This is a genomic window from Microbacterium dauci, from assembly GCF_030065535.1.
Classification (GTDB): Bacteria; Actinomycetota; Actinomycetes; order Actinomycetales; family Microbacteriaceae; genus Microbacterium; species Microbacterium dauci.
On record NZ_JASJND010000001.1, the window covers coordinates 285232 to 304524 of the forward strand.

The following is a 19293-nucleotide window of genomic DNA, read 5'->3' on the forward strand; positions in this document are numbered from 1 at the left end:
CGAGCCCGACCGCGAGTCCGACGCCCACGCGCTCCGTGTCGGAGTTCACTCCGACGCCGAAGCCCGTTCCGGCGAGGGTCGCCGCGCCGTTGCGTGGCACACAGATGGCGACCGCCGACGCCGACCGTCCGGCACTGTCGGTCAAGATCGACAACCAGATCGACGCGCGACCCCAATTCGGCATCGATCGTGCGGACATCGTTTTCGAAGAGCTCGTCGAGGGCGGGCTGACTCGCTACGTCGCCGTCTGGCACTCCGACGTTCCCGCGCGTGTGGGGCCGGTCCGGAGCATCCGACCGATGGACCCCGACATCGCCGGTCCGCTCGGCGGCATCATCGCCTATTCCGGCGGCCAGAGCCGCTTCGTCGCGATGATGAAGAAGACGGAACTCCACAACGCGATTCATGGTGGCAAGGACGACCGTTTCATGTTCCGCACCGACAAACGACGCGCTCCGCACAACGTCATCCTTCAGGCGGATGACGTCGTCACGAACTACGACAGCCTCGACGCGCCGTCGGCGCAGTTCCGCTACTCGCCCGAGGGATGGGCGCCGCTGTTCGGTCGTGCATCCGACGGCGTCGACATCGTCTTCTCCCAGGCATCCGAGCGAAACTGGAGGTGGAGCGCGGATGCCGGGGTCTATGCACGATCGCAGGCCGGTGTCGCAGATCGCGTCGACGACGGGACGCGGATCACTGCCGAGAACGTGGTCGTCCTCGAAGTCGACATCGACGGTCGATACGGTCACATCCCGAAGACCGTCATGGTCGACGAAGGTCAGGGCTGGGTATCGACGGGAGGGTCGGTGATGAAGGTCACCTGGGAGAAGACGTCCCGCGACGCCCGTATCGTCCTCCGCAATGCCGCCGGGTCCGAGGTCCGTCTGACCCCCGGGAACACGTGGGTCGAACTCATGCCGAAGTCTGGATCCATCGACGTCCTCTGACGCTGTCGTGAAGGACTCCCCGCGGCTTGCACTCCCCATGCCCGAGTGCCAGAATGATTTAGCACTCACTCATCCTGAGTGCTAAAGACATCGCCTACGTCCGGGAGGGACGACACAGTTATGGCAAAGATCATCGCTTTCGACGAGGAGGCCCGTCGCGGCCTCGAGCGCGGCCTCAACACCCTGGCCGACGCCGTCAAGGTGACGCTCGGCCCGCGTGGCCGCAACGTCGTGCTCGAGAAGAAGTGGGGCGCCCCCACGATCACGAACGACGGTGTGTCGATCGCCAAGGAGATCGAGCTCGACGACCCGTACGAGAAGATCGGTGCGGAGCTCGTCAAGGAGGTCGCAAAGAAGACCGACGACGTCGCCGGTGACGGAACGACCACCGCGACCGTGCTCGCCCAGGCGCTCGTGCGCGAGGGCCTGCGCAACGTCGCCGCCGGTGCCGACCCCATCTCGCTCAAGAAGGGCATCGAGAAGGCCGTCAAGGCGCTCTCCGACGAGCTGCTCGCCGGCGCCAAGGAGATCGAGACCAAGGACGAGATCGCCGCGACCGCTTCGATCTCGGCTGCTGACGCCGAAATCGGCGCGCTCATCGCCGAGGCCATCGACAAGGTGGGCAAGGAAGGCGTCGTCACCGTCGAGGAGTCGAACACCTTCGGCACCGAGCTCGAGCTCACCGAGGGCATGCGCTTCGACAAGGGCTACATCAATCCCTACTTCGTCACCGACGCCGAGCGTCAGGAAGCGGTCTTCGAGGACCCCTACATCCTGATCGCCAACCAGAAGATCTCGAACATCAAGGATCTTCTGCCCGTCGTCGACAAGGTGATCCAGGACGGCAAGGAGCTCCTCATCATCGCCGAGGACGTCGAGGGTGAAGCCCTCGCGACCCTCGTGCTGAACAAGATCCGCGGCATCTTCAAGTCGGCAGCCGTCAAGGCCCCCGGCTTCGGCGACCGTCGCAAGGCGCAGCTGCAGGACATCGCGATCCTCACCGGCGGCCAGGTCATCACCGAAGAGGTCGGCCTCAAGCTCGAGAACGCCACGCTCGACCTGCTCGGTCGTGCGCGCAAGGTCATCATCACCAAGGACGAGACCACCATCGTCGAGGGTGCCGGTGACGCCGAGCAGATCGAGGGTCGCGTGACCCAGATCCGCCGCGAGATCGACAACACCGACAGCGACTACGACCGCGAGAAGCTCCAGGAGCGCCTCGCGAAGCTCGCCGGTGGCGTCGCCGTCATCAAGGCGGGCGCGGCCACCGAGGTCGAGCTCAAGGAGCGCAAGCACCGCATCGAGGACGCCGTCCGCAACGCGAAGGCAGCCGTCGAAGAGGGCATCGTCCCCGGTGGTGGCGTCGCACTGATCCAGGCCGGCGAGAAGGCCTTCGCGGCCCTCGAGCTCGATGGTGACGAGGCGACCGGCGCGAACATCGTCAAGGTCGCCATCCAGGCTCCGCTGAAGCAGATCGCGCTGAACGCCGGTCTCGAGCCCGGTGTCGTCTCGAACAAGGTCGCCGAGCTCCCCGCGGGTCAGGGCCTCAACGCAGCCACGGGCGAGTACGTCGACATGTTCGCCGCGGGCATCATCGACCCGGCCAAGGTCACGCGCTCGGCGCTGCAGAACGCTGCGTCGATCGCTGGTCTGTTCCTGACCACCGAGGCCGTCGTCGCCGACAAGCCCGAGAAGGTCGCGGCGCCGGCAGGCGACCCGACCGGCGGCATGGACTTCTGATCCAGCGCTGATCGCACCTGATCGAAACGAAGGGCCCCTCCGCGAGGAGGGGCCCTTCGTCGTTCGCGGGATGTCAGCGGAACAGGCTCGTCGCCGAGAGCTCGGTCTGCGCGTACTGCTGACCGACGGCGCCGAGCGCCGTGCTGATGTCGCCGAGCGCGGCATCCACTTCGCGCTGTGCCGCCCGCCAGCGTTCGATGACGGATTGGAAGGCGATCGACGCGGTCCCGGTCCACGAGCCCTGCAACTGGGTGAGCTGCCCGAGCATCGCGCCTGTCTCGCTCTGCACCCGGTCGCCGGTCGCCCTGATGGTGGCGGTCGCGGCCAGCAGCGAGTCGCTGTCGACGGTGAAACTGCCCATGTTGTGCTCCTTTCGAGGGGGATGCCGCCAGCGTAGGAAGCCTCGCCGAGGGGCAGCGTGCCGGCCCCTGCGCGGTGCACAGTGGGCGTGATGCGTCGAGTGTGGAGGAAGTCGCGTCAGGCGTCAGGCGCCGGTGTGCGGGGGAGTGGCTGCGTCGCCAGGTCGAGGTACGGGCCGGCGAACGCGCGGTCGACCGCGAGCGGGAACGACACCGTGAAGGTCGCACCGCCGCCGGGGGTGTCGGTCACAGCGATCGATCCGTCGAGGGCGCTGACGACGGATGCCACGATCGACAGCCCGAGGCCGGAGCCACCCGTCTCGCGGGTGCGCGACGAGTCCGCACGCCAGAAGCGCTGGAAGATCTTGCCCCTGATCTGCTCCGGAATGCCCTCGCCGTGGTCGATGACGGCGATCCAGCCTCGCTCCGCCGCGACCTCCACACCGACGGCGAGCTCGATCGGCGAAGCCTCGGGGGTGTATCGGCGCGCATTGCCGAGCAGGTTCGCGACGACCTGACGGACGCGGTTCTCGTCCGCGAGCACGATCGGGACCGGATCCGGAGGGAGCTGCGTCGGGATCGGTTCGGTGAACAGCGCCGGCGTCTGAGCCGTCTGCTTCTCGGCGGGGCGTTGACGGCGGCGCAGCAGCGACCGCGTCGCGCCCGCGATCGACGCACCACGGCGCTTCGGCGCGGGCGCGTCGGCCGCGATCGTCGCGATCGGGATCGCAGCGGTCGGCGACTGCCCGAGGAACGTGACGGGGCGGTCCGGGGCCGCCGCGCGCGCGTCGAGCGCGGCGTCACGCGCGATCGGACGCAGGTCGACGGGACCGACGGCGATGTCGCGCTTCTCGTCGAGGCGGGCGAGCGCGAGCAGATCCTCGACGAGCGCGCCCATCCGGATCGCTTCCTTCTCGATGCGTTCCATGGCTTGCGCGGTCGCCTCGGAGCCATCGATCGCGCCCATCCGATAGAGCTCCGCGTAGCCTCGTACCGTCACGAGCGGCGTCCGCAGCTCATGACTCGCGTCACCGATGAAGCGGCGCATCTGCTGCACGGTGGCATCCCGTTGCCCCATCGCGTTGTCGATGCGGTCGAGCATCACGTTGATCGCAGTCTTCAACCGGCCGACCTCGGTGCCGGGGGCGATATCGCCCATGCGCTGGCTGAAGTCGCCCTGCGCGATCGTCATCGCCGTGCTCTCGACCTGCCCGAGGCCACGGAACGCGAGCGTCACGAGACCGCGCGTGAGGACCGCGGAACAGAGGATGACGAACAGCGCGAGCACCGTGTAGATGCCGATGTAGTTCGTCACGGTCCGATTCACCTCGGCGAGCGGGAGCGCGATCATCTGGGAGTAGTACTCGCGCGCGCCTGCGATCTCAGCGACGTCGACGCTGACCCGGAACTTGGCGGCGCCGTCCGACGACGTGAGATCGAACGGGGTCGTGCCGTAGATGTAGCTGCGGTCGATCGGGAAGTCGTCCGGGAAGTCGGGCGCCGGCGAGTTGCCGTCGCCGCCGCCCGTCGCGACGAGGTCGCCGTCGGCGGTGTACACGGCGATGAAGAAGTCGGTCGGCGCACCGGTCGGCTCGAAGACGGCCTCGCCGTCGTCGACGCCGACATCGAACAGGCTGCTGACGAGGTCGGTGCTCACCGTCTGCGTGAGGGACTGATCGACGGCCGCCAGCTGCGCGTTGCGCAGGAAGATCATCGTGCCGACGCCGGCGCCCACGAGCCCGAAAGCGAGGACGCTTACTGTGACGCCGGTCACCTTCGCGCGCAGGCTGAGGCCGCGCCACCAGCGTGTGACGCGGTCGTGGGGTTCGGCGGGCGCGGTGTGCAGGGGGAGCTCGCGTCAGGACGCGCGATCGGCTTTCAGCATGTATCCGAAGCCGCGCTTGGTCTGGATGAGGGGTTCGGAGGAGTGCGGATCGATCTTGCGGCGGAGGTAGGAGATGTAACTCTCCACGATGCCGGCGTCGCCATTGAAGTCGTACTCCCAGACGTGGTCGAGGATCTGCGCCTTGCTCAGCACCCGGTTCGGATTGAGCATCAGATAGCGCAGGAGCTTGAACTCCGTGGGGGACAGGTCGATCGACGCGTCGCCGACCTGCACGTCGTGTGTGTCCTGATCCATCGTCAGCTCGCCGGCCTTGATGATCGACTCCTCATCGGCCTGCATCGTGCGACGCAGGATCGCCTGGATGCGGGCGACGATTTCGTCGAGGCTGAAGGGCTTGGTGACGTAGTCGTCGCCACCGGCGTTCAGGCCCTCGATCTTGTCTTCGGTCTCGTCCTTCGCGGTGAGGAAGAGGATCGGCGCGGTGTACCCGGCACCGCGGAGGCGCTTGGTGACGCTGAACCCGTTCATGTCCGGGAGCATCACGTCGAGGATGATGAGGTCGGGCTCCTCTTCGAGGACCGCCGAGATGGTCTGTGCACCGTTGGCGACGGCCCGGACCTGGTACCCGGCGAACCGGAGGCTGGTGACCAGCAGGTCCCGGATGTTCGGCTCGTCGTCGACGACGAGGATGCGCGCTGCAGTCATAGGTTCATCCTGGCACCGGAATCCATCGGTTTGCTGGACATTCCGCGGGTGTATCGGCGCGCGGTACCATCCCGCTCGATCGTGGGTCAGGATGGACGAGTGACTTACGCGCCGCCGCCCGCTCCTCGCCCGCTGCCCGCCGACGCCACCGGACCGGGGCTCGCGTTTCACCGCCTCGTCTTCGCGCGGCGCCGTTCCGGGTGGTGGACGCCGCTCGTGACGGGTGTCTTCGGCGTCGTCCTCTTCCTCATCGCCACGACGCTCATCAGCGTCGTGATGGCGATCGTCTCCATCTCGTCCGACCCGTACAGCAGCCCGTTCGTGCTCGTCGACCAGCTCACGACGTTCGACATGCGCAATCCCGGGATGCTCGCCCTCATCCTCGGTTCGATCATCGTGATGTGGCCCTGCTACCTGCTCGCCTCGTTCGTCGTGAACGGCTCCCGTATCGGCTTCATGTCGTCGGTGGCGGGGCGGCTCCGGTGGCGATGGATGCTGCTGTGCGCGGCGGCCGCTATCGCCGTGTACCTCGTGATCTCCGCGCTCTCCGCGCTGCTGCCCGCCGAGGAGTCATCCGGGGCGAACCTCGTCGCGCCGGAGGACAACCCTGCGTTCGTCGCGACGCTGCTCGTGATCCTGCTGGTCGTACCGTTCCAGGCAGCAGCGGAGGAGTATGTCTTCCGCGGCTACCTCATGCAGACCGTGGGCCGATGGCTGAAGCATCCCGCGTGGGCGATTCTGCTCCCCGTGCCGCTGTTCGTGCTCGGCCACCTCTACGACTGGATGGGTCAGGCGAGCGTGGCGGTGTTCGCGATCGCCGCGGGGTGGCTCACGTGGCGTACCGGCGGTCTGGAGGCCGCGATCTCGCTGCACGTGGTCAACAACGTCGTCGCGTTCGGCTTCTCGGCCTTCGGTCTGAGTGACGCGAACGCGAAGGACACGAGCATCTTGAGCCTCGCCTCGTCGATCGTGATGATCGGGATCTACTGCGCTGTCGTGGAACTCCTCTGGCGTCGGCGCGGCGACACTCGGCGCACGCTCCGCGTCACGCCGGCTCCGGAACCGGTGTACGTCGCACCGACGCCGCCGCAGTACCCCGGGTATCCCGGCGGGTACCAGCCGCCGGTGTATGGCCAGCCGCCGGTGTATGGCCAGCCGCCGGTGTATGGCCAGCCGCCGGTGTATGGCCAGCCTCCCGTGTACGGGCAGCCGCCGGTCGCGCCGCCGCCCGCGCAGCAGACGGTCGCCGCACCGCCCGCGCAGGCGGGCACGCCGGCGCCGCGGTGGGGTGAATACGCACCCGGGTACGAGCCGGCGGACACGTCCGAGGAACCCCGCCGCGACTGAGTGTGCTCAGGCGGCGTGCAGGCCGTCGGCGTCGAGGATCGTGTAGCTGTACCCCTGCTCGGCGAGGAACCGCTGCCGATTCTGGGCGAAGTCCTGGTCGACCGTGTCGCGCGCGATCAGCGTGTAGAAGCTCGCCTTGTGGCCGTTCGACTTCGGGCGCAGTAGACGGCCCAGGCGCTGTGCCTCTTCCTGCCGCGAACCGAACGAGCCGGACACCTGGATGGCAACCGACGCATCGGGCAGGTCGATGGAGAAGTTTGCGACCTTCGAGACGACGAGCACCGGGATCTTCGCGGTGCGGAACGCGTCGAACAGCTCCTCGCGCTCGTCCACGGCCGTCGATCCGGTGATCTTCGGTGCGCCGAGCGCGTCGGAAAGCACGTCGATCTGGTCGAGATACTGCCCGATCACGAGGATCTGCTCGCCCTCGTGCTTCGCGACGAGGTCCCGCACGACATCGATCTTCGCGTGCGCGGTCGCCGCGAGCCGGTAGCGCTCGTCGTCGGCGGATGCCGCGTACTCGAGGCGATCCGACGCGGGTAGGTCGATGCGCACCTCGTAGCAGACGGCGGGGGAGATGAAGCCCTGTGCCTCGATCTCCTTCCAGGGCGCGTCGAACCGCTTCGGCCCGATGAGGCTGAACACGTCGCCCTCGCGGCCGTCTTCGCGCACCAGCGTCGCGGTCAGGCCGAGGCGGCGGCGCGCCTGCAGATCGGCGGTCAGCTTGAACACCGGGGCGGGCAGCAGGTGCACCTCGTCGTAGACGATGAGGCCCCAGTCGAGCGCATCGAGGAGCGCGAGGTGGGCGTACTCGCCTTTCCGCTTGGCGGTGAGGATCTGGTAGGTCGCGATCGTGACCGGCTTGACCTCTTTGGCCTGTCCCGAGTACTCGCCGATCTCCTCCGGCGTGAGCGACGTGCGCTTGAGGAGCTCGTCGCGCCACTGCCGCGCGCTCACCGTGTTCGTCACGAGGATGAGCGTCGTCGTCTTGGTGTCGGCCATGGCTGCGGCACCCACGAGCGTCTTGCCGGCACCGCACGGGAGGACGACGACGCCGGAGCCGCCTTCGCTGAAGATGTCGACGGCCTTCCGCTGGTATGGGCGCAGCGTCCACCCGTCCTCGGTGAGGTCGATCTCGTGCGGCGTGCCGGGAGTGAAGCCCGCGTGGTCCTCTGCCGGCCATCCGATCTTCAGCAGCTCCTGCTTGATCTGTCCGCGCGCCCACGCGTCGATGACGTAGGTGTCCTGCGACGGGTGCGCGATGAGGAGCGGCTGGATGCGTCGGTTCCGCGCGATCTCGGCGAGGACGGCGGCATCCGTCGACCGGAGAATCAGCGTGCCCTCGTCGTCGCGCTCGATGACGAGACGGCCGTAGCGGTGCACGGTCTCGCGGATGTCGATCGACACCGACGGTGGCACCGGGAACTTCGCCCACCGTTCGAGCGTTGCGAGCATGTCTTCGGCGTCGTGTCCCGCGGCGCGCGCGTTCCACAGCCCCAGCCGGGTGATCCGGTAGGTGTGGATGTGCTCTGGCGCCCGCTCCAGCTCGGCGAAGATCGCGAGCTCGTGGCGCGCGTTCTCCGCGTCGGGGTGCGCCACTTCGAGCAGCACGGTGCGGTCGCTCTGGACGATGAGGGGGCCGTCAGCCATAACGGGTCAGTCTAACGGCCTTCGGTGAACGGCCGGGCCGTCAGGCCGGTCGCACGCTGACGATGCTCGCCAGCGGGAGCGTGCGTTCGACGTCGGCTGCGCGGTCGCGCCCCCGCAGACGTCCGCCGCCGAGTCCGGCTGCCTCCACGGTGACCTCGCGGGTCGATCCGTCGGGCAGCTGCACCACGATGACGACGACGGAGCGGGTGCGCACGGCGTGCTCGAGTTCACGCTCGAGCCATGCGGCATCCGCATCGTCCGAGGTGCTCGCTCGGAGGCGTTCGAGCAACGGTGCGTAGCGTTCGACGGGAGTGGGAGCGGGCGCCCCCTCGCCGCCCGCGTGATGCCGGTCGAGCGCGCGCGGATTGCCGTCCGCGTCGACTGCGAGCACCGGATACCGGGCGTCCGCGAGCATCCAGAAGGTCGTGTCGACACCGGTGCGGCTGAGGAGGTGGTCGCCCTCGGGAATGAGGCCCAGGGGCCGGAGTGCCTGATCGACCGCGAGGGCGTCGAGCAGGTCGCGGTCACCGGTGATGCGGGTGTGCCCCTGCCAGTTCGGGCCGACGCGGAGCGCACCGTGTCGCGCTGCGGCACGTTCGATCTCGTACGCGAGCGGCTGCGGTACGCCGGTGAGCGAGAGCCCACCGATGAACTCGGTGAGGGATGCCGCCGTCTCGCCGGCGGCGAGCGCGGCGCCGATCGTGTCGGCGGTGAAGCGGTAGGACGATGCCTGTGCGCGGGACTCGCGCCGCGCCATCGTCCGCAGGCGCAGGTCGAGCCGCGGCTCGAGCGGCCCGGGCGAGATGGCGGTGAGATCGTTCTGCAGGTAGACCTTGTCGACCTCGTGGGGGAGCAGCGCCTGGAGCGCATCGATGTCGGCGTCGCCGCCTGTCGCGAGCCCGGAGGCCCACGAGGGAGACGAGCCGTCGGCGCTCAGCAGTGCCCACTGCCGCCACTCCGCGGCCAGCCTGGTCACGCGTTCTGGCCAAGACGCGTCGAACGGGACGGCACCCGGCCATTCGGCGGGTGCGCGCCAGCCGCCGTCCATACCGCGGAGTGCGGGTGGCAATGCGTCGCGCAGGCGCTCGGCGACGAGCTCCCAGCGGTGCACCGTCCGTGTCCGGAGCCATTCGGCGCCGTCGTCGGTGATGAGCCAGGTGCGCTCGCGGTCGACCAGCAGACCCGCGGTCACGGCGATCGCGACGAGTTCATCCGCGTCGGTGCCGGTCCGAGCCGCGCCGATCTCGACGAGACGGCGGCGGTCGGTGGCGCTGAGTGCACCCGTGCCGATCCTCCCCAGCGGGCTGACGGTGGCGCTGTGCAGGATGTCGGCGAGGGATGCCGCGGCTTCGAAAGCCCGCTCCGCCGCGGCTTCGTCGCTCTCGGGTGCGCCGTCGAACAGGACGGCGGGCTCGACCGGGGACACCTGATCCAGCGCCGTCGCCACGGCTTCGAACGGGCGACCGCCGTCGTCGACGAGTGCGAGCGCGGTCAGGGACGCCAACAGTGCCGGCGTCGCGGCGTCGGGTGCGCGGAGCGCGCACAGCTCGGCATCACTCAGTGCCGAGACCGCGCGCGTCACGTGGGTCGGGTCGAGGAGCGCTTCAGCGACGTCGAAGAAGTCCGCCCACGTGGCGGTCGGCGACACCTGTCGGGCGGTGAAGAGGCCCGCGAGCGCATCGGTGTCGAGCTGCGCGAGGTGCGTCGCGAGCGTCCGAGCGTCCGTGGCCGTCACGTCAGCGGCCCTTGTTCGCGCGCGCCCTTCTGACGAACGTCATGATGAGCAGCGCGACCAGGAGCGCGAACGCGACCGGCGGAGCGACGTAGACGACCATCGCGACGACCGGCCAGGCCCCCGTCGCGAAATCGGCCTGCTGCATGCCGCCCGCGGACGTGCCGATGATGATCGCGAGGAAGCACGCGATCGAGAGCACCAGTAGCCCCAGCGACATGAACGCCAGGACGCGGTCGATCCGGCGGACCGGCAGATCGCCGGGCGAGGGAGATGTGCTCATCCGATCAGAGTAGCGGCTCGTCGAGGTGCCGTAGGCTGGTGGCCGGGCTGAGAGGGTCCGATTTTTCCATGCCCGCGTGCGGGCTCGAGCTGCGAGGTTGCGACATGCCCACCGGCAAGGTCAGGTTCTACGACGAGGCGAAGGGGTTCGGCTTCATCACCACCGATGACGGCCAGGACGTCTTCCTGCACGCGACGGCGCTTCCCGCCGGGACCGAGACGATGAAGACGGGGACTCGCCTCGAGTTCGGCGTCGCGGACGGCCGTCGCGGCCTGCAGGCACTCGCGGTGCGGGTGCTCGACGCGCCGGTCAGCCTCAGCAAGCGCAACCGCCCCAAGGCCGACGACATGGCGGTCATCGTCGAGGACGTCGTGAAGCTGCTCGACGGTATCGGCGGCGATCTGCGCCATGGCCGCTACCCGAGCGCGTCGCACGGCAAGAAGGTCGCCGCGATCCTGCGCAAGGTCGCTGATGACCTCGACGCCTGAGTTCGACGCCGAGGCGTCGGACGCGCCCGAGGTTGCTGCCGCCGAGACGGACGCGGTGATCGAATCGATCACGGTGACCGACGTCGAAACCGTCGCCCCCGTGGTCTCCGACGACGCGGATGCCGCGCCGGCCTCCGATGGCGCGGATGCCGCGCCGGTCGACGCGGAGCCGACGTCGTCGATCGAGCCGGTCGATCCCGACCCGCGCCTGTTCGAGGCGTACGACCTGGCGCGCGCCGCGCTCGCCGAGGTCACCCCCGCGACGTCGATCGGCGACCCTGCGGGCTACGCCATCGAGGACGGCGGGGTCGTCTCGCTGCGCTTCGCGAACCGACTGGCGGGCTACCCCGGTTGGTACTGGACCGTGAGCGTCGCAGTGGTCGAGGGCGCCGAGCCGACCGTGCTCGAAGTCGAACTGCTTCCCGGCGACGGTGCACTCCTCGCGCCGGAGTGGCTGCCCTGGGCGGAGCGCCTCGCGGAGTACCAGGCGGCGCAGGCAGCTGCAGCAGCCGAGGACGATGACGCCGATGAGGACGTGGACGACGCGGACGACGACGAGGATGCCGCCGACTTCGAGAGCGACGGATCCCCGATCCTCCACGCCGGTGACGTCGACGGCGTCGACATCGACGAACTCGATGACGAAGCGGACGAGGAAGACTCCGAAGAGGACGACGACTCTGACGATGACGATGACGCCGACGAGGACGACTCCGACGACGAGGAAGAGCTGCGCGAGTATTGAACCGAGCCCCTCGAATGACGGACGCCCCCGAGCTTCGGCTTCGGGGGCGTCCGTTGTTTCGCTGTGGTCAGTCTGCGAGGCGCTCGACCGTGTAGTCGATCGCCTTGATGAGCGTGTGCACATCGTCGGGGTCGATCGACACGAAGGTCGCGACGCGGAGCTGGTTGCGGCCGAGCTTGCGGTACGGCTCGGTGTCGACGATGCCGTTCGCGCGGAGGCTCTTCGCGACGGCCGCGGCATCCACCGACTCGTCGAAGTCGATCGTGACGACCACGGGGGAGCGGTCGGCGGGCGAGGCGACGAACGGCGTCGCGAACGACGCGGCATCCGCCCACTCGTACAGCGCCGACGACGATTCGGCGGTGCGGGCGCCCGCCCACGCGAGACCGCCGTTGCCGTTGATCCACTCGAGCTGCGAATCGAGCAGCTGCAGCGTCGCGACGGCAGGCGTGTTGAGGGTCTGGTTGAGGCGCGAGTTGTCGAGCGCGTTCTTGAGGCTCAGGAACTCGGGAATGTATCGGCCGGATGCCGCGATCCGCTCGATCCGCTCGATCGCAGCCGGCGACACGGCGGCGTACCAGAGGCCGCCGTCGGAACCGAGGTTCTTCTGCGGTGCGAAGTAGTAGACGTCGGTCTCGGTCACGTCGAAGTCGATGCCGCCGGCCGCGCTCGTCGCGTCGATGACCGTGAGCGCGCCGTCATCGCCCGACACGCGGGTGATCGCGGTCGCGACGCCGGTCGAGGTCTCGTTGTGCGGCCAGGCGTAGACGTCGACGCCCTCGACGGCCTCGGCGGTGATGCTCGTGCCGGGGGCGGCCTTGCGCACGTCGGGCGCTTCGAGCCACGGTGCTGCAGCGGAACCGGCGAACTTGCCACCGAACTCGCCGAAGACGAGGTTCTGCGCGCGCCGCTCGATGAGGCCGAACGCCGCCGCATCCCAGAACGCGGTGGAGCCGCCGTTGCCGAGGATGATCTCGTAGCCCTCCGGCAGACGGAGCAGATCGGCCAGCCCCTGGCGGGTGCGGCCCACGAGGTCCTTCACCGGTGCCTGCCGGTGCGACGTGCCGAACAGGCTCGCGCCGCGGGTGACGAGCTGCTCGAGCTGCTCGGCGCGGATTTTGGACGGGCCGCAGCCGAAACGTCCGTCGACGGGCAGGATCTCGCGAGGGAGTGTCACAGTGGGCATGCCCTGATTCTAGGGCGCGGGCCTCGGCGGTCCCGCGCTCGTGACGCTCCGCGACAGTCGCCCGTACCGCCTCGCGGCGGCCTTCACCGAGACGCGACCGGATAGGCTGGACGTCGATCGACCCCCGCGCGAGAAGGCATGTGATGACCGACCTCATCGACACCACCGAGATGTATCTGCGGACGATCCTCGAGCTCGAGGAAGAGGGCATCATGCCCCTGCGTGCCCGGATCTCGGAGCGTCTCGGCCACTCCGGCCCCACCGTCTCCCAGACGATCGGCCGCATGGAGCGCGACGGACTCGTCGTCGTGACCGAGGTCCGCAAGCTCGAACTCACCGACACCGGCCGGCAGAAGGCCGTCGACGTGATGCGCAAGCACCGGTTGGCGGAGCGACTGCTGAGCGATGTCATCGGTTTGGACTGGGCGTACGTCCACGAAGAGGCCTGCCGGTGGGAGCACGTGATGAGCGAGCTCGTCGAGCGCCGACTCATCGAGCTGCTCGATCACCCGACCGAGTCGCCCTACGGCAACCCGATCCCGGGGCTGGACCAGCTCGGCGATGTCGCGGCGGCCACCTTCGAGTCCGGCGTCGTCGGTCTCGTACGTCGCCTCGACGAAGCGGGCGGACCGATCACCGGCAGCATCCGCCGCCTCGCGGAGCCCGTGCAGGTCGACCCGGAGCTGCTGACCCAGCTCCGCGACGCCGGCGTCGTGCCGGGCGCAACCGGCTCGTTCCGGTACAGCGAGGGGTACGTCCTCGTCGAAATGGACGGTGCCGCCGAGGCGCTCGAGCTGCCCGTCGAAGTCGCCTCGCACCTCTTCATCGTCGACGCACGCACCGTCTGATCGCGCGCCGCGATCCTGGGAGGTCGCGGCGCTGACATGCCCGAAGCGTGACTTATTCGTTACCTTCGGGTAGCCTCGGAGAGTCCAACGGCGAGAAGCCCGCCACGGACCGCTTCGCGAGTTGCCTTTCCGGCTCGTCATTCGCGCGGTGACACCCGTACATCTGTGCCCGACACTGAGTGCCGACGAGCCAGCATCGCGCCCCCCCTGCGATGCGAAGGCGCCGGAGGATAGCTTGGCTGAACAGTTCCACCCGTCGACGGAAGTCTCTGAGACGTCGACCCCCTCACGAAGCTCGCGTCTGCTTCGCCGCCGCGCCGCGAAGGCGCCCGCGAACCGTGCCGCGTCGAACCGCCCGCACCCCGTCCGCAGCTTCGTCACCCTCGCCGCCGTCGCCGGCATGGTCGCGACCGTCGCGATTCCCGCATTCGTCGCCGCCGAATCCGGTGACGTCGCAGAGGCCCGCACATTGCAGCAGATCTCCGCAGACGGCGCGCAGTCACTCGTCGTCGCCTCCGAGGCCACCCCTGAGGCCCTCGAGCGCGGTGGCTACTCCGCCACGACGCCCGAGGAGATCCAGGAGAAGAAGGACAAGGAAGCCGCCGAAGCCGCGGCCAAGGCTGCGCTCGCCGCCCGCCTGTCGTCCGGATCGACCACCTCGTTCTCGTCCGCGGTCCCGCTCGTCGCCCCGGGGTCCGGCATCGTCCGCCGACCGCTCGCGCACTTCAACAACTTCGGCACCCCGTACGCCGGGCACAAGGGCACCGACTACATGGTCGGCTCCGGCGAGGGCATCTACTCCGTCGCCGACGGCACCGTCGTCGCATCGTCCGAGGCGGGCCCCGGTTGGGGTGTCTACGTGAAGGTCGCCCACAACATCGGCGGCAAGAGCGTCACCTCGCTGTACGCGCACATGTCCTACGGCACTCGCCGCGTCGCTGTCGGCGACACCGTCTCGGCCGGGCAGCTGATCGGCCAGGTCGGTGCCACCGGTCGTGCCAACGGATCGCACCTGCACCTCGAGATCCGGGTGAACAACGGCTACGTCAACGCCGAGTCCTGGCTGCAGGCCAACGCCGGCTGACGACACGCGGCATCCGTTCGCTTCCTGTTCGCCCCGCGGTACAGCGGGGTGTAATACCCTGACCCCGACGCTCGTTCGAGCCGAGGGGAAGCCGATGGACACTCAACCCCGCATTCGCAACCGGAATGCGCTAGGTCGTTATGTCCTGCGGCATCACGTGCACCACTGCCACGACCTCGGTCGTGTGAACGAAGGCGCTGTCTCATGACAGCGCCTTTTTTCGTCCCTGCGCACCCTCAGCACGCATGCGCGTCGCGAACCGGACAACCGCTGAAGCCGTCACGGCCGTTCGAGAGGACACCCCTATGCGCACCCTGGTGCTGAACGCTGGATACGAACCCCTGGCCGTCGTGTCGTTCAAACGAGCGCTCGTGCTCGTCATGACCGATAAGGCCACCATCATCGAGCGGGTGGAGGACGACCCGGTCTGGGCTGCACACGACGTGTACGACCGACCGGCCGTGATCCTCCTCACCCGCTACGTGCGCATCCCGGGGAGCAGACGCGTGCCGGTCACCCGACGCGGCGTCCTGCGCCGTGACGGACACCGCTGCGCCTACTGCGGCAAGGGCGCGACCACGATCGACCACGTCCTGCCGCGTTCGCGCGGCGGGGCGGACTCGTGGGAGAACCTCGTCGCGGCGTGCCTGCGCTGCAACAACATGAAGGGCGACCGCACCCCGCAGGAGATGCGCTGGGAGCTGCGGTGGCTGCCGATGCCGCCGCACGGCGCACAGTGGCGGGTGCGCGGCACCGAGCGCACCGACCCGGCCTGGGAGCCGTACCTGGCGCTCGCAGCCTAGGCGTCAGCCGGCCGGAGCGCGTTCACCCGGGGAGGGTCGTGCGTGCCCAACCCGCCTCTTCGCGCGTGTACGCGATGCGGCGGCTCGCGGCATCCGGGTTAGACACCCAGAACACCAGCCGGTGGGGCGTGACGGCGAATCCCACCCATTCCTCCGGGGGCGTGAACACGGGCTGCTCGGCACCGCCGTGCGCGCTTAGGAAGTTCCGCCACCGCGCGCGCCGCTCGGCGAGTGGCCGCTGCGCGAACTCCGCCGTGTTCTGCCAGGCGAGCTGCTGCAGATACGGAGAGCGGTGCCGGTAGGCCGCGTCGGATTCGGTGCGAGGCGAGCGCCGCGCCGTTCCCTGGACGATGAGTTGGCGCGTGACACCGGGCCACAGGATGGTGAGAGCGACCCCGGGTGAGGCGGCGAGCTCGGCGACCTTGCGGCTGTTCGCATCGGTGTGGAAGAAGAAGCGCTCGCCGTCGTAATCGCTGAGCATCGTGGTCCGAGCGTCGGGCAGGCCGTCGAGGCCCACGGTCGACACCGTCATCAGCATGCGGTCCTCGCCGGGCCCGGGCAGCCACGCCGCGGCGAGGGCGAGGGGGTCGGCCGCCGGTGTGTCGGACTGCACAGGATCGGTGTCGTGATCGATCACGACGGCGGTGGGCGGAATGCCGGGGGAGTACGAGGCGGTCACCCGAACACGAACCCGTCGATCTCGGCCAGCGCCTCGCACACGAAGTCCACGCCTCGCTCGTAGAGCGTCTCGCCGTGGACGGCGTTGGCGCCGGTCGCGTCGCCGATCACGCCCTCGGGGCCGAAGTCGTCGCTGGTCCAGCCGAACATGACGGGTTTGCGGTTGAAGCCGACGTGGGTGAGACCGGCGATGTGCTCGGGGATGTTCCTGGCCGGCATGTCGGGCGCGACCAGGTGCGGCGCCAGGTGCATCACCAGCGAAGTCTCGGCGAAGCCGCCGTGGATGCCCTGCCCCATCTCGTCGGGGCGTCCGTCCCGACCGTCGCCGGCGCCGGAGGCCGTGGCCGGCATCGAGAACGTGCGCAGGCCGAATCTGCGGCGGAGCTCCCGGTTGGCCCACCCCAGCAGCATGACGTTGCCCCCGTGACCGTTGACGAAGACGACCGTTCGCGCGGGGGTCGCCGCGATGGACTGACCGATGTCGACGAGCGTGTCGAGCACCGTGGTGCCCTCGAGCCACACGGTGCCCGGTGCCCAATGGTGTTCGTCCGACTTGGCGTAGCTGATCGTCGGCAGCACCCAGGCATCGATCCCCTCGGCGGCGACCCTTTCCACCGCCGCGGTGGCGATCGCCTCTGCGACGAGGGCGTCCGTGCGCAGCGGCAGATGGGGGCCGTGGTGCTCGATCGCACCGATGGGTACGATGGCGATCGAGCGTTCCGTGAGGGCCGCCGTGAGCGCGGGTCCGGACAGGTCGGCCCACTGACGGGACCGGGGCGTGAGCGGCGCCGTGGTCATCGGATCGCTCCCTTCACCGGACCGGCGTAGTCCGGGTTGAGCTTGCCGGGGTTCAGAAGACCCCGAGGATCGGTGCGGCGGGCGAGCTCGATCGTCTCGGGCAGGCGGAAGTCCACGTTCCACTGGTGGGGGCTGTGCACTCCCACGCCGAGGTCGGTGAGTGCCGCGATGCCGGCGGCGACGCGTTCCGGGCTCTCGTAGACACCGGCGAGCATGCCGATGGGGCGAAGCCGGGTCGCCTCGATGTGCAGGTGCGCGCCCGGGTAGACGGCCATGACCTCGTCGTGGCGATCGATGAGGGCGTCGCCGCCCACCTCGACGTGGAAATACACGCCCGGTTCCGACTTCTGCAGCCACTCGATCGGGTGGTTGTAGCTGAGTACCGAGATCGCGGCCGACACCTGGGGCCCTTCGCGGACGTCCTCGACGCGCCCGCCGGCGGCGGTGATGATCTGCGACGCTTCCGCGATGAGGCTCGCGTCGATGATGGTGCGCAGAGAGCTGCGACCCTCGGGGAAGGCGGGGTCCGGCGGGAGCTGGGCCGACACGTGCGGGTCGTCGGCGGAGACGAGGCGTGGCGTCGGGCTCAGGGCCGCGAGGCGCTGCAGGACCGACATCGAGCCCGCGAAGTCCTCGAACGACGCGTAGAGGCCCCGCCAGTCGTTCGCCGGCTCGAGCCGCACAGTCGCCCGGGCGATGATGCCCGCGGTGCCGTAGTTGTGGACGTACCCGAGCGCATCATCGCCCTCGACGTGCAGGAGCGCGCCCTCGGATGCCGGGGTCACGACATCGAGGGCCAGGACGAAGCCCTCGTGGTTCGAGCCGTGCGCGATGGATCCCGTGCCGCCGGATCCGCCGGACAGGAACCCGCCGAGGGTCGAGTGGACGGTGGAGGGGTACATCCACAGTTGCTGGCCGTGCTGGCGCGCGGCGAGCTCGAGCGTCGCCATCGGCGCCCCCGCCTCGGCGGTGATCCAGCCGTCGCCGACCTCGACGACAGCCCGGGCGCGTGAGGTGTCGAGCACGAGACCGCCGGGCATGGGGATCGCCTGGCCGTAGTTCCCGGTGCCCTTGCCGCGCGGCGTGACCGACGCGCCGTGGGCGACGGCGATGCGTACCGTCTCGGCGATCTGCTCGGCATCCGCGGGAAACGCGACGAGATCGGCGACACCGAGCGGGAGCTGCTCGGCGATGATGGGCGACATGCGCGCGCCGTCGACCGACGCCTTCTCGCGCTGACGCGGATCGGAGGAGACGCCGCGGGGGCCCAACGCCGCGGACAGCGCGGCTTCGAGGGCGGCGTAGTCAGGGTCCGGTGCGGCATCGGATGCCGTGGGCTCGAGGATGTCGGTGGGAGTCGCGCCGGTCATCTCGGTTTCCTTTCGTGTGTCATAGTCTTCAGTCATGTCCGATGCCGTCTCTTCGCGCCGTGGTGGCGCGGCGGCGAGCGCATCAGGGGTCGAGCGGGCGGACGATGGGCCGGCCTCGGCGTCGCGTGCGCTGGGGGCGAGGATCCGGGCGCTGCGGCAGAGTCAACGGCTCACGCTCACCCAGGTCGCGACGCAGGCAGAGCTGTCCCACTCGTTCCTCAGCCAGGTCGAGCGCGGGTTGGAGCGGATGAGCATGACGTCGCTGTTCCGCGTCGCGCAGGCGCTCGGGACCACGCAACAGGCTCTTCTCACCGACGACGCCGACACCGAGCCGCGGGGGGCTGGCACGTTCCACGTCTTCCGGGCGAGCGAGGCGACGCCGCTCGATGCCGGCGGAAGCCCTCTGAGAGTGCTGGCCCGCGACCACCCTCGGTTCGTGCCCATGGTGATGTCGGGGAGCTTCACGGAGGACCTGTGGTGGGTGCACGACGAGGAGGAGTTCGTCTACGTGCTCGAGGGGCGCCTGACCGTTGTGTTGGATGCCGAGGAGTTCGTTCTCGACGCCGGCGACGCCGTGTATTACCAGGGAGGCATACGTCATCGCTGGCGGACCGACCCGGATCGGCCCGTCCAGGTGCTCACCGTGAAGGAAGGTCGTGCGGGGGGCCACTGAACGGCCGC

General features: G+C 69.2%; 19 protein-coding genes. 9 read left to right on the forward strand and 10 right to left on the reverse strand.

The genetic code is table 11. From position 1 onward, the window contains the following. The first annotated feature begins 104 nt into the window (after positions 1–104). A complete protein-coding gene (locus QNI14_RS01320; RefSeq protein ID WP_283714384.1) occupies positions 105–950 on the forward strand; it encodes a DUF3048 domain-containing protein in 846 nt (281 codons plus the stop codon). 120 nt (positions 951–1070) lie between these two features. After that, positions 1071–2690, forward strand: coding sequence for a chaperonin GroEL (groL, locus tag QNI14_RS01325; protein WP_283714385.1), 1620 nt, complete (start codon positions 1071–1073; stop codon positions 2688–2690). 73 nt (positions 2691–2763) lie between these two features. On the opposite strand, the gene QNI14_RS01330 is transcribed toward groL, so the two are convergent. The 3 genes from QNI14_RS01330 to QNI14_RS01340 all read right to left on the reverse strand — a co-directional run bounded on the left by QNI14_RS01330 (position 2764) and on the right by QNI14_RS01340 (position 5600). Beyond that, positions 2764–3051, reverse strand: a complete 288-nt coding sequence (locus QNI14_RS01330; RefSeq protein ID WP_283714386.1) for a WXG100 family type VII secretion target — start codon at positions 3049–3051, stop codon at positions 2764–2766. A 116-nt stretch (positions 3052–3167) separates the two neighbouring features. Beyond that, positions 3168–4763, reverse strand: coding sequence for a sensor histidine kinase (locus QNI14_RS01335; RefSeq protein ID WP_283714854.1), 1596 nt, complete (start codon positions 4761–4763; stop codon positions 3168–3170). A gap of 144 nt (positions 4764–4907) precedes the next feature. Next, the gene (locus QNI14_RS01340; RefSeq protein ID WP_283714387.1) at positions 4908–5600 is read right to left on the reverse strand and encodes a response regulator transcription factor; all 693 of its coding nucleotides are present in this window, start codon (positions 5598–5600) and stop codon (positions 4908–4910) included. 99 nt (positions 5601–5699) lie between these two features. Between QNI14_RS01340 and QNI14_RS01345 the strand changes: the two genes are divergently transcribed. Further along, positions 5700–6947 (forward strand): CPBP family intramembrane glutamic endopeptidase, encoded by a 1248-nt coding sequence (locus QNI14_RS01345; RefSeq protein WP_283714388.1) that lies wholly within the window; start codon positions 5700–5702, stop codon positions 6945–6947. Positions 6948–6953: 6 nt separating this feature from the next. On the opposite strand, the gene QNI14_RS01350 is transcribed toward QNI14_RS01345, so the two are convergent. The 3 genes from QNI14_RS01350 to QNI14_RS01360 are packed head-to-tail and all read right to left on the reverse strand — an operon-like array spanning position 6954 to position 10612. Further along, positions 6954–8597 (reverse strand): DNA repair helicase XPB, encoded by a 1644-nt coding sequence (locus QNI14_RS01350; RefSeq protein WP_283714389.1) that lies wholly within the window; start codon positions 8595–8597, stop codon positions 6954–6956. A gap of 40 nt (positions 8598–8637) precedes the next feature. Beyond that, entirely contained in the window at positions 8638–10332 is a 1695-nt protein-coding gene (locus tag QNI14_RS01355) for a helicase-associated domain-containing protein (protein ID WP_283714390.1), read from the reverse strand. A 1-nt stretch (position 10333) separates the two neighbouring features. After that, a complete protein-coding gene (locus tag QNI14_RS01360) occupies positions 10334–10612 on the reverse strand; it encodes a multidrug ABC transporter ATPase (RefSeq protein ID WP_283714391.1) in 279 nt (92 codons plus the stop codon). Between the two features lie 104 nt (positions 10613–10716). Between QNI14_RS01360 and QNI14_RS01365 the strand changes: the two genes are divergently transcribed. Both QNI14_RS01365 and QNI14_RS01370 read left to right on the forward strand, forming a co-directional pair. After that, a complete protein-coding gene (locus QNI14_RS01365; protein WP_283714392.1) occupies positions 10717–11100 on the forward strand; it encodes a cold-shock protein in 384 nt (127 codons plus the stop codon). Next, on the forward strand, positions 11084–11845 hold the full coding sequence (locus tag QNI14_RS01370) for a DUF3027 domain-containing protein (protein WP_430539223.1): 762 nt from the start codon (positions 11084–11086) through the stop codon (positions 11843–11845). The genes QNI14_RS01365 and QNI14_RS01370 overlap by 17 nt, the downstream gene beginning before the upstream one ends. A gap of 67 nt (positions 11846–11912) precedes the next feature. Here the strand turns inward: QNI14_RS01370 and serC are convergent, their stop codons facing one another. Further along, positions 11913–13031 carry a phosphoserine transaminase gene (gene serC, locus QNI14_RS01375; RefSeq protein ID WP_283714393.1) on the reverse strand — a complete coding sequence of 373 codons (1119 nt, stop codon included), beginning with the start codon at positions 13029–13031 and terminating at the stop codon, positions 11913–11915. A gap of 143 nt (positions 13032–13174) precedes the next feature. On the opposite strand from serC, the gene QNI14_RS01380 reads away from it, so the two are divergent. The 3 genes from QNI14_RS01380 to QNI14_RS01390 all read left to right on the forward strand — a co-directional run bounded on the left by QNI14_RS01380 (position 13175) and on the right by QNI14_RS01390 (position 15766). Beyond that, positions 13175–13879, forward strand: a complete 705-nt coding sequence (locus tag QNI14_RS01380; RefSeq protein WP_283714394.1) for an iron-dependent transcriptional repressor DtxR — start codon at positions 13175–13177, stop codon at positions 13877–13879. A 235-nt stretch (positions 13880–14114) separates the two neighbouring features. Beyond that, positions 14115–14963, forward strand: a complete 849-nt coding sequence (locus tag QNI14_RS01385) for a M23 family metallopeptidase (protein ID WP_283714395.1) — start codon at positions 14115–14117, stop codon at positions 14961–14963. A 305-nt stretch (positions 14964–15268) separates the two neighbouring features. After that, the gene (locus tag QNI14_RS01390; protein ID WP_283714396.1) at positions 15269–15766 is read left to right on the forward strand and encodes an HNH endonuclease; all 498 of its coding nucleotides are present in this window, start codon (positions 15269–15271) and stop codon (positions 15764–15766) included. 22 nt (positions 15767–15788) lie between these two features. On the opposite strand, the gene QNI14_RS01395 is transcribed toward QNI14_RS01390, so the two are convergent. The 3 genes from QNI14_RS01395 to QNI14_RS01405 are packed head-to-tail and all read right to left on the reverse strand — an operon-like array spanning position 15789 to position 18612. Further along, positions 15789–16445, reverse strand: coding sequence for a pyridoxamine 5'-phosphate oxidase family protein (locus tag QNI14_RS01395; RefSeq protein WP_121059505.1), 657 nt, complete (start codon positions 16443–16445; stop codon positions 15789–15791). Continuing rightward, a complete protein-coding gene (locus QNI14_RS01400; protein ID WP_283714397.1) occupies positions 16442–17242 on the reverse strand; it encodes a creatininase family protein in 801 nt (266 codons plus the stop codon). Before QNI14_RS01400 ends, QNI14_RS01395 begins: the two co-directional genes overlap by 4 nt. Further along, a complete protein-coding gene (locus tag QNI14_RS01405) occupies positions 17239–18612 on the reverse strand; it encodes an FAD-binding oxidoreductase (RefSeq protein ID WP_283714398.1) in 1374 nt (457 codons plus the stop codon). Before QNI14_RS01405 ends, QNI14_RS01400 begins: the two co-directional genes overlap by 4 nt. 34 nt (positions 18613–18646) lie before the next feature. On the opposite strand from QNI14_RS01405, the gene QNI14_RS01410 reads away from it, so the two are divergent. Next, entirely contained in the window at positions 18647–19285 is a 639-nt protein-coding gene (locus tag QNI14_RS01410) for a helix-turn-helix domain-containing protein (RefSeq protein ID WP_283714399.1), read from the forward strand. The last annotated feature ends 8 nt before the right edge of the window (positions 19286–19293 follow it).